At 49.5% G+C, this 11524-nt stretch carries 7 protein-coding genes, 16 tRNA genes and 1 rRNA gene (1 of these 24 running past the window's edge); 21 read left to right on the top strand and 3 right to left on the bottom strand.

What is annotated here, in order from left to right; translation table 11 throughout:
- The 17 genes from ACL02P_RS13500 to ACL02P_RS13420 all read left to right on the top strand — a co-directional run.
- Positions 1 to 2049, top strand: a 23S ribosomal RNA gene (locus ACL02P_RS13500) (it extends 883 nt beyond the left edge of the window).
- A gap of 67 nt (positions 2050 to 2116) precedes the next feature.
- Positions 2117 to 2189: transfer RNA gene (locus ACL02P_RS13495), tRNA-Asn, on the top strand.
- A gap of 66 nt (positions 2190 to 2255) precedes the next feature.
- Positions 2256 to 2347, top strand: a tRNA-Ser gene (locus tag ACL02P_RS13490).
- 18 nt (positions 2348 to 2365) lie between these two features.
- A tRNA-Glu gene (locus ACL02P_RS13485) sits at positions 2366 to 2437 on the top strand.
- A gap of 90 nt (positions 2438 to 2527) precedes the next feature.
- Positions 2528 to 2603: transfer RNA gene (locus tag ACL02P_RS13480), tRNA-Val, on the top strand.
- An 88-nt stretch (positions 2604 to 2691) separates the two neighbouring features.
- Positions 2692 to 2765 (top strand) — tRNA-Met (locus tag ACL02P_RS13475).
- Between the two features lie 35 nt (positions 2766 to 2800).
- Positions 2801 to 2877 (top strand) — tRNA-Asp (locus ACL02P_RS13470).
- A 15-nt stretch (positions 2878 to 2892) separates the two neighbouring features.
- Positions 2893 to 2968, top strand: a tRNA-Phe gene (locus ACL02P_RS13465).
- A gap of 20 nt (positions 2969 to 2988) precedes the next feature.
- Positions 2989 to 3065: transfer RNA gene (locus ACL02P_RS13460), tRNA-Thr, on the top strand.
- A gap of 3 nt (positions 3066 to 3068) precedes the next feature.
- A tRNA-Tyr gene (locus ACL02P_RS13455) sits at positions 3069 to 3154 on the top strand.
- Positions 3155 to 3161: 7 nt separating this feature from the next.
- Positions 3162 to 3235 (top strand) — tRNA-Trp (locus tag ACL02P_RS13450).
- Between the two features lie 30 nt (positions 3236 to 3265).
- A tRNA-His gene (locus ACL02P_RS13445) sits at positions 3266 to 3341 on the top strand.
- A gap of 21 nt (positions 3342 to 3362) precedes the next feature.
- Positions 3363 to 3434, top strand: a tRNA-Gln gene (locus tag ACL02P_RS13440).
- A gap of 5 nt (positions 3435 to 3439) precedes the next feature.
- Positions 3440 to 3514 (top strand) — tRNA-Gly (locus ACL02P_RS13435).
- A gap of 11 nt (positions 3515 to 3525) precedes the next feature.
- Positions 3526 to 3599: transfer RNA gene (locus ACL02P_RS13430), tRNA-Cys, on the top strand.
- A 10-nt stretch (positions 3600 to 3609) separates the two neighbouring features.
- Positions 3610 to 3695: transfer RNA gene (locus tag ACL02P_RS13425), tRNA-Leu, on the top strand.
- 23 nt (positions 3696 to 3718) lie between these two features.
- Positions 3719 to 3802 (top strand) — tRNA-Leu (locus tag ACL02P_RS13420).
- A 119-nt stretch (positions 3803 to 3921) separates the two neighbouring features.
- Here the strand turns inward: ACL02P_RS13420 and ACL02P_RS13415 are convergent.
- Positions 3922 to 4287 (bottom strand): ArsR/SmtB family transcription factor, encoded by a 366-nt coding sequence (locus tag ACL02P_RS13415; RefSeq protein WP_009224686.1) that lies wholly within the window; start codon positions 4285 to 4287, stop codon positions 3922 to 3924.
- 71 nt (positions 4288 to 4358) lie between these two features.
- Complete coding sequence (locus ACL02P_RS13410) at positions 4359 to 4655, bottom strand: hypothetical protein (RefSeq protein WP_009224687.1); 297 nt, start codon at positions 4653 to 4655, stop codon at positions 4359 to 4361.
- Positions 4656 to 4924: 269 nt separating this feature from the next.
- Between ACL02P_RS13410 and ACL02P_RS13405 the strand changes: the two genes are divergently transcribed.
- The 4 genes from ACL02P_RS13405 to ACL02P_RS13390 all read left to right on the top strand — a co-directional run bounded on the left by ACL02P_RS13405 (position 4925) and on the right by ACL02P_RS13390 (position 11031).
- Entirely contained in the window at positions 4925 to 6514 is a 1590-nt protein-coding gene (locus ACL02P_RS13405) for an IS5 family transposase (protein ID WP_051425225.1), read from the top strand.
- 529 nt (positions 6515 to 7043) lie between these two features.
- A complete protein-coding gene (locus ACL02P_RS13400; RefSeq protein WP_412837474.1) occupies positions 7044 to 8717 on the top strand; it encodes a spore germination protein in 1674 nt (557 codons plus the stop codon).
- Positions 8718 to 8741: 24 nt separating this feature from the next.
- Positions 8742 to 9845 (top strand): spore germination protein, encoded by a 1104-nt coding sequence (locus ACL02P_RS13395; protein WP_260071649.1) that lies wholly within the window; start codon positions 8742 to 8744, stop codon positions 9843 to 9845.
- The gene (locus tag ACL02P_RS13390) at positions 9838 to 11031 is read left to right on the top strand and encodes a Ger(x)C family spore germination protein (protein ID WP_260071648.1); all 1194 of its coding nucleotides are present in this window, start codon (positions 9838 to 9840) and stop codon (positions 11029 to 11031) included. Before ACL02P_RS13395 ends, ACL02P_RS13390 begins: the two co-directional genes overlap by 8 nt.
- On the opposite strand, the gene ACL02P_RS13385 is transcribed toward ACL02P_RS13390, so the two are convergent.
- Positions 11010 to 11405: a hypothetical protein gene (locus ACL02P_RS13385; RefSeq protein WP_412837473.1), complete on the bottom strand. Its 396-nt coding sequence runs from the start codon at positions 11403 to 11405 to the stop codon at positions 11010 to 11012. The genes ACL02P_RS13390 and ACL02P_RS13385 overlap by 22 nt on opposite strands.
- Between the last annotated feature and the right edge of the window lie 119 nt (positions 11406 to 11524).

Genomic DNA, 11524 nt, shown 5'->3' with positions numbered 1-11524 from the left:
AGCCTCGGTGGGACAGTCGTGGAGGTAGAGCACTGATTGGGTGCGGGGCCCGCCAAGGGTTACCAAGCTCAGTCAAACTCCGAATGCCATAGACTGAATAACCGGGAGTCAGACAGTGAGTGCTAAGATCCATTGTCAAAAGGGAAACAGCCCAGACCATCAGCTAAGGTCCCCAAGTGTGTGTTAAGTGGGAAAGGATGTGGAGTTGCACAGACAACCAGGATGTTGGCTTAGAAGCAGCCACCATTTAAAGAGTGCGTAATAGCTCACTGGTCGAGTGACTCTGCGCCGAAAATGTAACGGGGCTAAACACACCACCGAAGCTATGGCTTGATATGTATGTATCAGGGGTAGGGGGGCGTTGTGTATAGGTTGAAGTCAGACCGGAAGGACTGGTGGACAGTACACAAGTGAGAATGCCGGTATGAGTAACGAAAAGATCAGTGAGAATCTGATCCGCCGAAAGCCTAAGGGTTCCTGAGGAAGGTTCGTCCGCTCAGGGTAAGTCGGGACCTAAGGCGAGGCCGAAAGGCGTAGTCGAAGGACAACAGGTAGAAATTCCTGTACCACCGTAATCCGTTATGAGCGATGGGGTGACGCAGTAGGGTAGTGACGCGAGCTGATGGATGCTCGTCCAAGCAGTGAGGCTGGTGTGTAGGCAAATCCGCACACCGATAAGGCTAGGCTGTGATGGGGAGGGAAAATTTACAGTACCGAAGGTCATGATCTCACACTGCCAAGAAAAGCCTCTAGCCAGGAGAAGGTGCCCGTACCGCAAACCGACACAGGTAGGCGAGAAGAGAATTCTAAGGCGCGCGGAAGAACTCTCGTTAAGGAACTCGGCAAAATGACCCCGTAACTTCGGGAGAAGGGGTGCCTCGGTAGGGTGAATAGCCCGAGGGGGCCGCAGTGAAAAGGCCCAAGCGACTGTTTAGCAAAAACACAGGTCTGTGCGAAGCCGCAAGGCGAAGTATACGGGCTGACGCCTGCCCGGTGCTGGAAGGTTAAGGGGAGCGGTTAGGGTTTAGCCCGAAGCTGTGAACCGAAGCCCCAGTAAACGGCGGCCGTAACTATAACGGTCCTAAGGTAGCGAAATTCCTTGTCAGGTAAATTCTGACCCGCACGAATGGCGTAACGACTTGGGCGCTGTCTCAACGAGAGATCCGGTGAAATTTTAATACCTGTGAAGATGCAGGTTACCCGCGACAAGACGGAAAGACCCCATGGAGCTTTACTGCAGCTTGATATTGGACTTGGATACGATTTGTACAGGATAGGTGGGAGCCTAGGAAGCCGGAGCGCCAGCTTCGGTGGAGGCGCCGTTGGGATACCACCCTGATCGTATCTAGGTTCTAACCTGGTACCGTAATCCGGTACGGGGACAGTGTCAGGTGGGCAGTTTGACTGGGGCGGTCGCCTCCTAAAGAGTAACGGAGGCGCCCCAAGGTTCCCTCAGAATGGTTGGAAATCATTCGAAGAGTGCAAAGGCAGAAGGGAGCTTGACTGCGAGACTGACAAGTCGAGCAGGGACGAAAGTCGGGCTTAGTGATCCGGTGGTACCGCATGGAAGGGCCATCGCTCAACGGATAAAAGCTACCCTGGGGATAACAGGCTTATCTCCCCCAAGAGTCCACATCGACGGGGAGGTTTGGCACCTCGATGTCGGCTCATCGCATCCTGGGGCTGAAGTAGGTCCCAAGGGTTGGGCTGTTCGCCCATTAAAGCGGTACGCGAGCTGGGTTCAGAACGTCGTGAGACAGTTCGGTCCCTATCTGTCGTGGGCGTAGGAAATTTGAGAGGAGCTGTCCTTAGTACGAGAGGACCGGGATGGACGCACCGCTGGTGTACCAGTTGTTCCGCCAGGAGCACAGCTGGGTAGCTAAGTGCGGACGGGATAAGCGCTGAAAGCATCTAAGCGTGAAGCCCCCCTCAAGATGAGATTTCCCAATTTAGTAAGACCCCTTGAAGACGACAAGGTTGATAGGCCTGAGGTGGAAGTGCCGTAAGGCATGGAGCTGACAGGTACTAATCGGTCGAGGGCTTATCCAAAAAATAAAATGCAAATCTAGTTTCGTATCCAGTTTTCAAGGATTCAACCTTGAAAACTTCATAATGTTCCCTGATAGCTCAGTCGGTAGAGCACTCGACTGTTAATCGAGTTGTCACAGGTTCGAGTCCTGTTCGGGGAGTCAAAGTCCCAGGAAGTAGGTTATACTTCTGAGATACACTTCATAACTTCCTGGGATCCTATATCTGGAGAGGTGTCCGAGTTGGCCGAAGGAGCACGATTGGAAATCGTGTAGGCGTCACAAGCGTCTCGAGGGTTCGAATCCCTCTCTCTCCGCCATTATTATTCTTTCTACATGGCCCGTTGGTCAAGGGGTTAAGACACCTCCCTTTCACGGAGGTAACAGGGGTTCGAATCCCCTACGGGTCATTTCTTCCCTTCATGATTTCAAGTTGATTTTGCTGACTGACTTGATTTCTGAATGGGGGATCTGTTACAATATAACTTGTCCTTTCCCATGGAGGCTTAGCTCAGCTGGGAGAGCATCTGCCTTACAAGCAGAGGGTCGGGGGTTCGATCCCCTCAGCCTCCACCATAAAACTTCACTTTTTGGGGTGAAGTTGAGTCTCTGAAGTATATTCCGATTACTTTTCGGGGACCCCAAAATAAAATAGTATTATTGACGCGGGGTGGAGCAGCCCGGTAGCTCGTCGGGCTCATAACCCGAAGGCCGCAGGTTCAAATCCTGCCCCCGCAATTATCCTCTTTAAGAGGATGCAATCATTCTAGTGTGGAGCCGTGGTGTAGAGGCCTAACATGCCTGCCTGTCACGCAGGAGACCGCGGGTTCGAATCCCGTCGGCTCCGCCATTTAACTTCATATAAGGCTCGGTAGCTCAGTTGGTAGAGCAGAGGACTGAAAATCCTCGTGTCGGCGGTTCGATTCCGTCCCGAGCCACCATTCAACAATGTTGTTGAAGAGCCGGTGTAGCTCAATTGGTAGAGCAACTGACTTGTAATCAGTAGGTTTGGGGGTTCAAGTCCTCTCGCCGGCACCACGTGGAGGCTTAGCGAAGTGGCCAAACGCAGCAGACTGTAAATCTGTTCTCTTACGAGTTCGGTGGTTCGAATCCATCAGCCTCCACCAGTTTCCTAGGGGCATAGTTTAAAGGTAGAACAAAGGTCTCCAAAACCTTTGGTGTGGGTTCAATTCCTGCTGCCCCTGCCACATTTTTTCACTTGATAACTTTATATTATGGCGGTCGTGGCGAAGGGGTTAACGCACCGGATTGTGGCTCCGGCATTCGTGGGTTCAAGTCCCATCGATCGCCCCATTTCTTTCCAATCAAATATAGTGGGGATTAGCCAAGCGGTAAGGCAACGGACTTTGACTCCGTCATGCATAGGTTCGAATCCTATATCCCCAGTTTAAGCGGACGTGGCTCAGCGGTAGAGCATCGCCTTGCCAAGGCGAGGGTCGCGGGTTCGATTCCCGTCGTCCGCTCCATTCTATATTATGGCGCCATAGCCAAGTGGTAAGGCACAGCTCTGCAAAAGCTTTATCCCCAGTTCGAATCTGGGTGGCGCCTCCATTGATACTTCGCGGGAGTGGCGGAATCGGCAGACGCACAGGACTTAAAATCCTGCGGTAGGTGACTACCGTACCAGTTCAAGTCTGGTCTTCCGCACTTTTGATTAAAACTTTATATGTGCCGGTGTGGCGGAATGGCAGACGCGCTCGACTCAAAATCGAGTGGGGAGACCCGTGGAGGTTCGAGTCCTCTCACCGGTACCAACTGTGAAATTAAGCTCTTGGGATCAGGAATCCTAAGGGCTTTTTTATTGTTTAGGAAATTATGCTCGGTGGTGTAATCTGTGTCTACTATTCAGTCTAGCAGCAGAAAGTAGCGTTTTTTAGCCATGGTTGTACTTTATGAAGAGGCGACTTTGCTCGATATGCGTGTCGTCAAGTGAATAATAGACCGTTTTTCCAACCTTGCGCCGCTTAACAATTCTGAGGTTGCGCAAATATCGCAGTTGATGAGAAACGGCCGATTGACCCATTTCGAGGAGCACTGTCAGGTCGTGCACGCAAAGCTCCCTTTTTAGCAAGGCGCTGATGATTTTGACGCGCGTCGGATCGCTGAAAGCCTTAAACCAGTCGGCAAATTGAACCGCTGCTTGGTTATCGATAAGCTCCGCCTTGATAGCTTTTAAATCAACGAGTGTGCCCGAGCAGTTCGTATCACATTCTTTCGCTGTATTTATGGACTGTGTCATGGACTATCCCCTTCTGTAAGGCGTTTGCATCATTTTATCAAAAAAAGATTGGTTAAACGAAATTATTACAATTAAGCGACTGTTGTCATCACAATAACATATAAGGCTATAACGAGCAAAACGCTGAGCGAAACGGCGAGATACGCATTTTTGTTTTTTTGGAACAAGTAAAATATGGCGGCGATATATCCCAATGCAATAACAATATAAATAAAGATCATCGTATTTAGGCGGAGCTGAAGCTCCGCATTTTCATAACCTTGATGAATCATAGGGATTGCTTGTCCATAAGGAAGGGCCAAAGCATTTAGGTATTCGGGCGCAACCGCATTTGTCAAGTAAAGTCCGGACAGTACAATGACCAGCATCGCGAGCGTTGCTACGGGGTGGAACCATGACAGGAAGCGGCGCCAGGAGTGTACAGGTTTAAACTAACCTGCCACCAGCAATGTGCCGGACCAGATTGCAACCGCAAGAAAATGAAGCGTGTACGTAGGGCTTGCTGAACGAACAAAAAATCCTTATTCCACAAGGGATTTGAGCTACTTTTGTCGAATTTATCTGCAAGGAAAACATAGAAAATTGGCAAAAAACCTTGCAGATGGAGTGAGCGAACGTGTTCGTGCCGAATCGGGATATGGCAGATCTGTTGGAAAATTTCTACTTACCCTTTGGCGGGAAGCTTAATCCTGGGAATCGCTGGGTACAGCTTGCCGCACTCATCCCTTGGGATAAAGTGGAAGAGAAATACTTCCAATCCTTCTCATCGATCGGCATCGGTCAAAAAGCATATTCGGTTCGCATTGCACTCGGTGCCCTCATCATCAAGGAGCGCCTTGGTTTAAGTGATCGGGAGACCACGCTGCAGATCCAGGAAAATCCGTATTTGCAGTTTTTTCTCGGCTACAAGGAGTACGTGGACGCAGAGCCGTTTCATCATTCGCTTATGACGCATTTTCGGGAACGACTCAGCATCGAGATCCTTGCGGAGGTCAATGATTGGATTGCACAAGCGGCATTGAAAGCGGAACAAGAAGAAGCTGCAACATCTAAATCCAAGAAACCATCGAGACGAGACAACGATGACGACGACACCGGCGGTTCTCAGTTGACCATGATGGAGTCAGAGAAAGCTCTCACCATTCCCGAGGAAGTTCATGCCCCGGCTAAGAATCACCGCAACGCGACAAAACGGTTCCATGATTTGCCGCCCGCGTGCGAGCCGACAGCAAACGCCATGAATAAGGGAACCCTCATGCTGGACGCTACATGCGCACCTGCGGACATCAAATATCCAACGGATCTGGGGCTCTTGAATCATGCCCGAGAAATCCTCGAAGATATCATCGATGTGTTGCACCATCCCCATATCGGACAGATGGAAAAACCGCGAACCTACCGCAAGCAAGCCCGAAAAGCGTTCCTGGGCGTCTCCAAACAACGCAAAGCGTCAGGCAAAGTGATTCGAAAAGCCGTTAAGAAGCAACTCGGCTATGTGGGCAGAGATTTGCGAATCATTGAAGAACTCATAAAGCACACGCCGCTTGCGGTACTGTGCAAAAGACAATATCGCTTGCTTCTCGTGATCTCGGAGCTATACCGGCAGCAGCGTGACATGATGGAGAACAAGACGCATACCGTACCGGATCGCATTGTGAGCATCGAACAGCCGCATGTTCGTCCGATCGTCCGCGGCAAAGCCGGCGCTAACGTGGAATTCGGCGCTAAAATCGCCGCCAGTCTGGTTGATGGCTACGCCTGGATCGAAACGGCTGGGTGGGACAGCTTCAACGAGGCGACCACGCTGCAGGATTCGGTGGAAGCGTACAAACAGCGGTTCGGATATTTTCCCGCCGTCATTCTGGCCGACAAGATCTACCGCAATCGCGATAACCTGAACTACTGCAAGGAACGTGGGATTCGTCTTAGCGGACCGAAGCTTGGCAGGCCATCCAAAGAACAACGTGACGCCGATGATCGAAAGCAAGAGAAGCAAGACGCTGCACAGCGCAATGCGATCGAAGGAAAGTTCGGCGAAGGCAAACGCAAGTTGGGTTTGGGCCGAATTTGCGCCCGCGGTGCTCATACAAGTTTAACTGTCATCGCTATCCAGTTTCTGGTTATGAACCTGGAACGGCGACTGCGGGTTCTTTTTTTCTCTTTTTTCAGATTCATTGCGTTCCGTCCGATTTTTTGCATGAAAACTGCAAAGAAAATCACGGTCTAGGCTCATGCGTTGCGAGCAGCTTAAATTGATCTTGTTCAGCAAGCCCTACGTAATGAGCCCTATATTGCCGTACCAGGCGACAAGGTGGTGTTGAATTCCAGCCGAATTTGGCCGATTGCAGTGTTTACCACTTCATCCTGGATTGGGGAAGAAGAGGTCAGCTTGGTATGCGCCGAGGTAATCGTTGGAGAGACAAAGGTAAACATCGTAATAAAGAAAATACTTTTCTCATAAAAATATCGCTCCGATCATGTGTGATAAGTTCAGATTCTTTCGCGAATAATGAAGATGCGAATTAAATATCATTGACATACACCATAGGGCGTGATCTATATATCCCCATATGATCATATATGAATAAGCGTTCGTGTGTAAATTATCCTTTGGAGCCGAGGAAAGCTTAGGGAAGGAATAGTTGATGTAAGGCTCCCCGGCAAACCAGATTCACGTTGCACAGCGTGGAAAGGAAATGAATATATAAACCGTTTTTGGGGAAATTAATCCAAATAAATGATTAAGGTGATCTATCGTGTGGTCGACAATCACAGAATATATCCCCGACTGGCCGACTTTCATGCTGGCCGGGGTTACTCTGCTCATTCCTCTCCTCATTTTTGCGTTGCATCGCTGGTTTCGCTCGATTGTCACGGATAAGCACGGGCGCTCAAGGGAAGGATTAACGACAGACCGTGTTTTTCTGGAAACTCATAATAGTACGGATTCGCAGCTGTCCGGCGAATATGAAATCGATCTTATGCATCTTAAAGAAACGATCGGCCAAAATGACGACGTTCATTTTCGAGAATACGAACTCGCCGGGTTTGGTGCGCGAGCGGTACTGATCTTTGTTGACGGTATGCAAGATGAACAGTTGATTAATAGCCACATTATGCAAGTGCTTATGCTGAAGTCGGATAACAGTGCTCAGCAAGGGATGAAGTTTCCCCCGGAGGAGGGGTTAGTTTCCTACTTCAAACAAAACCTACTGCCGGTTACCGAACTAACGGAAGTCGTTGGCAAACGGGAACTCAGAGAATCGATTCTCGCAGGGTATACGGCTTTAATGGTTGAAGGAATGGCGTGCGCGCTGCTTGTGGGCACCCCCTGCGTTAAATCCAGGGCGATAACGGAGCCAACTTCGGAAGCGCTGCTGCGGGGGCCAAGATTGGGCTTTACCGAAATCCTGAGCGATAATACAGCGATGCTCCGGCTCCAAGGACGGACGGAACAAATGGAAATCAAGAAATACGTTGTCGGCAACGTAATCAAGCGGGATCTTGCGATTGTCTACATGAAAAACATTGTGAATCCGGAGTTGCTGCAGGAAGTGGAGCAACGCATCGCCAAGATCGATCTGGATTACATTGCCGAATCCGGCTATGTCGAGCAACTGATCGAAGACGACATCCTAAGTCCTTTTCAACAGGCGCAAAATACGGAACGTCCGGACCGGGTCATGAGCGCCTTGGTGGAGGGGAGAATCGCCTTACTCCTGGATGGAACCCCCTTTGCGCTCATTGTTCCGGTGACCTTCAGCATGCTGCTGCAGTCCCCGGAAGATTATTACGAACGATGGATGGCAGGGTCACTTTTACGGATGCTGCGTTTTGTTGCGGCATTTATGTCTCTCATAATTCCAGCGATGTATATTTCATTTATTTCTTTTCATCCCGGACTGATTCCGACGGAATTAGCCATTACGATTATCGAGGCACGCCAACGGGTTCCATTTCCGTCGTTGATCGAAGTATTAATCATGGAAGTTTCGATCGAAATTTTGCGGGAAGCGGGGGTTCGGCTGCCCAGGCCCATCGGCTCCGCGATGGGCATCGTCGGCGGTCTGATTATCGGAGAGGCCGCCGTTCAGGCGGGGATCGTTAGTCCGTTTCTGGTCATCGTCGTTTCGGTAACCGCCATCGCTTCCTTTTCGATTCCGATGTACAGTGCAGGAATCACATTGCGTATGTTGCGATTCGTAGGCATGTTTTTTGCAGCAGTACTGGGGATATTCGGTACGATATTGTTTTTTTTGCTGATTTGCAGCCATCTGACCAAGCTGGAAAGCTTCGGTGTGCCATATGTCACGCCCTTTTCGCCGATCCGTATCGGCGACTGGAAGGACTTGTTCGTCCGTGCGCCCTTGACATTAATGAAACGCAGACCCGAATTGTTGAAGACGGTCCGCAAACAACGCAGATCTTAAACCGAAAAGCCAGGAGGGGATCACTTGTTTATTCGTACCAACGACAAAATCACCTCATCGCAAGCGGTCATCTTTATGACCAACAGTGTTCTGGGAGCTGGCATTCTAACGTTGCCCCGGGATGTGACCGAAAAAATGCGTACCCCGGATTCCTGGCTGTCTGTATTGCTGGGAGGCGTCGTTGTGATGCTCGCGGTGCTGCTCATGGTCAAATTAAGCCAGCAGTTTCCGGGAAGCACGATTTTTGAGTTTTCTCAAAAAATTGTCGGGAAAGTGATGGGCAGTATAATGTCCCTCCTGATCACCGTTTATTTTCTGGTGTTGGCCGGATTTGAGATTCGCGCTCTGGCAGAGGTGGATATCTTTTTATTGCTGGAAGGTACCCCCATATGGGCTGTCATTATTCCGTTCATCTGGACGGCGGCCTATTTGATTTCTGGAGGAATCAACAGCATTGCCCGCTTGTGTCAAATTATTTTTCCTGTGAGTATCCTGATTTTGCTGCTTAGCTTATTTTTCAGCATGAGGATGTTTGATATCAATCACTTGCGGCCTTTTCTCGGTGAAGGATTGCCTCCGGTGTTCAATGGCTTGAAATCGACAATGCTTATTTTTGCGGGCGGTGAAGTCGTTTTGTATTTAGTTGGCCATATGGAGCACCCCGAGAAAGCGGTTAAGGCGATATTGGCTGGCTTGAGTATTCCGTTCGTTCTTTATTTTTGCGCCACCGTGATCGTCGTGGGAAGCATGTCGGTTGACGCCGTTCTAAGAAGCACCTGGCCGACGCTTGATCTTTTGCGAAGCTTTGAAGTCACCGGTTTGTTTTTTGAACGACTTGAATTTCCGTTTTTGGTCATCTGGTTAATGCAGATGTTTTGCAATTTCACTATCTTTTTCTTTACGACGGTCTTGGGCGTATCGAAAATAATGCGCATAAAATTCCCAACCGCGCTCTTTGCACTGATGCCGGTGGTTTTTATCGTCGCTCTTGTTCCCAAAAACATGAACGACTTATTTACGCTTGGCAGCGCCGTCGGAAACACCAGCATGATAATTTTCGCTTTAGTTACGATTCCGTTATCAACCGTATACCTAATTCGGAAGAAGGGACTCAAACCGAATGCGTAAGCGCCGTATTTTGTCGCTGTTTCTTGCCGCTGGCCTGCTTGCGTTGCAAACAGGTTGTTGGAGCAGTAAAGAAATTGAAGATTTAAGCTTGTATATCGGATTGGCCTTGGATGCGGGAGAACCGACGACCGTTGAACGGGAGCTGGAGAAACAAGGAGGAAATTATCCTAAGCGAAATCTGATTACGGCTACGATCCAGATCGTTCCGATGGGAAACTTCAGCAGCGACAAACAATCAGGGGGTCAAGGGAGGAAAAGCGAATTTCTGAATATGTCGGAAACCGGGGATTCTCTGTTTGAAATCATGCGGCAGTATTCGCTTCGCCTGAAGCGGGCGGTCATCGGCCAGCATTTGAAGGTGATCGTCGTATCTACTGAGTTGGTTCGTCAGCAGAGCATCGACAAACTGATGGATTTCGTGCTTCGCGATAACGATACACGCCCTAGCTGCATCGTATTATTGAGCAAAGGGAAGGCGAGAAAAACGCTGGAAATGACGCATTCCGGAGATCCCCCCGCTTTCAAGCTGAGGGACATGCTGCAAGAACGTTTTAGGACCGGCAAAATTATGAATGAGGTGAATCTGACCGAGTTGAATGAGAGGTTGGGCACCAAGCAGAGCTTTCTCCTGCAGGAGGTGTCTAAGTACGGTGGGGAAACGAAATTTACGGGAGCGGGGATAATCAAAGGGTCGACCGGCAAATGGATCGGCACATTGGATCAAACGGACGTGGAGAGCATTGCTTGGATTCAAGGCGATGTTGAAGGTGGGGTGATCAAAAGCTATGATTGGCGAAATGAAACGATCACTTACGAGGTTGAAGACGAGAAGACGCAAATCACCCCCCGGATCGAGGAAGGGCGGCTTTCGTTTCATGTCAAGATTGAATCGGAAGGGCGGTTAATCGAAAACTGGGATCTTGAGGAAGACCCCTCCAAAACCGAATTTTTGGAGAAAGCAAAGAAGATCTTCGAAAAAAGGCTAAACCAAATGCTCGAGACGACGATGCATAAAATGCAGTCAGAATATAAAACCGATGTGGCTGGGTTCGGCAACCGGTTGAGGATCACGCACCCTAAATACTGGAAGGAAGTCGAAAGCCATTGGGACGACGTTTTTAGCCGTACGCCGGTGACCTTTGACATCGACTTTACGATTACGGATTACGGTGCATCCAAGAAATGAACGACATCCTCGACAGCCCAAAGCAGGGCCAAAGGATCGATTGAATCCCCAACCGATTCTTTGGCCCTGCGATGTTGATTGTATCGGAAATTGTCGCCTTCGCTGAAGGTGTAGGTCACTTCTACGGAGCTGAATTCACCCGCAACGTCGCTGCTGACCATCCGAGATAAGCGTTCCCGGTGGAGACTTTGTAACGTCGGCACATCCAGCTGTTTTACTTTCCCGAAGTTTGGAAGCGCTTGTAATTTAGGCCAGCTGATCGTATTCTTGGACGCGGTTTCCACTGAGGATTGTGCCGATGCAGAGGTGGTACCTAAGGATAAGGACATGGTGCAGAATAAAATGAGACAAGTCATCGTTATTTTGCGAAACAAATGCGTTCACCTCGTATCCTCATATTAGGGCTCGTAGACAGGTTCCTTGAAGCGCTGAATCACAAATCCCCTCCTTTTTTTACGAAAGTGTAAAGAAAACGATAGAACGTGTATAATAT

Source organism: Paenibacillus sp. MB22_1, from assembly GCF_047200555.1.
Classification (GTDB): domain Bacteria; phylum Bacillota; class Bacilli; order Paenibacillales; family Paenibacillaceae; genus Fontibacillus; species Fontibacillus phoenicis.
This window is presented reverse-complemented; position numbering and strand designations above follow the sequence as displayed.